Source organism: Acidisoma silvae, assembly GCF_020618775.1.
Taxonomy (GTDB): domain Bacteria; phylum Pseudomonadota; class Alphaproteobacteria; order Acetobacterales; family Acetobacteraceae; genus Acidisoma; species Acidisoma silvae.
The window spans coordinates 1-1,596 of sequence record NZ_JAESVB010000064.1 but is presented as its reverse complement, the minus strand read 5'-3'; the positions used below and the strand labels follow the sequence as shown (position 1 = coordinate 1,596).

The window sequence follows — 1,596 nt, the reverse complement described above, 5'->3', positions numbered from 1 at the left end:
GCTTTTGGGTGGCCTAATCAGAAAGTAGACATAAATCCGACTACTAGCAGGGGCGGGTTTCGACCAAATAGCGTCGCCCCCACAACCCAAAAGGTGTCCCGAGAGCGGCCACAAGAGATGTAGTCCGCCTACTCCTCCTACCGAAAGTAGTCCCTTAAAATCCGGAGCGACAATTGTCTTGGCGCTGCTTTGGGCGTCAAGTATCTAGCAACTTCTGCAAAGAGTTCATCCGGATTTGCAAGATCTTCGTCAGTAAAGACCAGCACAGTAATCCCGTGTCTGCGGAAGTAATTTTTTAGCTTTCTCGTTTCCCTAGCGAAGTTGGCGCTTGCCTCCGCGTTGATCTCAGCCTGCGTCTTTCCTTTTGTCCCGGCCAGCTGACCGTGCGAAGACCAGGGTGAAAGCTCGAAGCCAACGCGCGTACCCGCGGCAACGTCGATGATGCAGAAATCAAGTCGATACTCATGCTTCGCCGCTCGGCCGGCATAGCGAAGCTCCGGGATCAGCAGCAGCACTTCCTCGGGGTTTGCCGCCTTCTGCACATGGGTCACGTAGCGCTCGGCGAGAGCATCACCATGGCTGGACTTGTTCGCCCTTACTAGAACGTTCTGGAAGAATTCCAGATAAGCGTCGACGTCGCTGAAGCGCTGTCTACGCTTTTTCCCGGGCACGACAAGGCCGGTTTCAAGCACATGGCCGATAGACCAATACCTCGGCTGGAAATGTCGAATTTCGCTTACATCATTTTCCCAGTCACCGGCTGCGAAGCGAGGCGTTACCAGCAATCCCCAATCGGCGCTGTTCTGGCCGATCCAGAGTTCGGCCTGTTCGGTCAACGGGCGTGCTTTCGAGAGTTCGTCGTAGTGCTTGAGGTAGGATCGGCGCAGGAAGATCAGGAGGTAGTCTTGAAACGCTCTCGAGTCTTGTAGCTTCTGCCAGAGCTCATCAATGGCGTTGGGGTAGAGGCGATCTGTGTCTGCTTCAGCTTTCAAACCTTGCAACCAAATCTGGATAAACTCCTCCGAAGAGTTAATAACCTCGTGCTTCAGATCGATAAAGGAATCCGACTTACTGCCAATAGTAGCATTAACGGTCGCTTCGGTCTTGTATCCAGTTTGCTTGAATACATTCGGTAATATTCCACGTAATTTGCCTGTTAGTTCGGCAATCTCTTTATTTCGTGCTGTCTTTTCTGGATCGCGTTTTGCCATATCTTCGACCTAAGCTGATAAGAGTTCTGCCGTCTAAGTTGCTTTTACGGAAGGATGCTGCGCGACGCTAGGCTACCCCAGCGAGGTCGAGTTGCATGTGTTGCAGGCGTCCGGCATGACAGGTTGCGGGAATGAGTTCTAATGCGCAGGTCGCCAACGTCGGCTCGCGCAGGATGCGCCTCGAAACCGGAAAGGCTAGCGTCCACCAACCCTGCCTTTCACGGCATCCACTAAGCTTTCCCGAACCACAGCCGTTTGCGGGAAAGTCGGCATCTTTTTACGGCAGCTAACGGCACCTGTGAGCCCGAAATCAGACAGTCCGTTGTCCACCCATCTCGGCCGTTTGCTTCCAATAACGCAATGTCCGCTCTTGGGATTTCGTTTC

1 protein-coding gene is annotated in these 1,596 nt (G+C 53.3%); it reads right to left on the bottom strand.

What is annotated here, in order from left to right:
* Positions 1-137: 137 nt before the first annotated feature.
* Complete coding sequence (locus ASILVAE211_RS25785; RefSeq protein ID WP_227324208.1) at positions 138-1,211, bottom strand: hypothetical protein; 1,074 nt, start codon at positions 1,209-1,211, stop codon at positions 138-140.
* Between the last annotated feature and the right edge of the window lie 385 nt (positions 1,212-1,596).

What these genes read in the sequence shown, in the direction of transcription:
- ASILVAE211_RS25785 (WP_227324208.1), bottom strand. Translation starts at nt 1,211, where the DNA reads ATGGCAAAACGCGATCCAGAAAAGACAGCACGAAATAAAGAGATTGCC.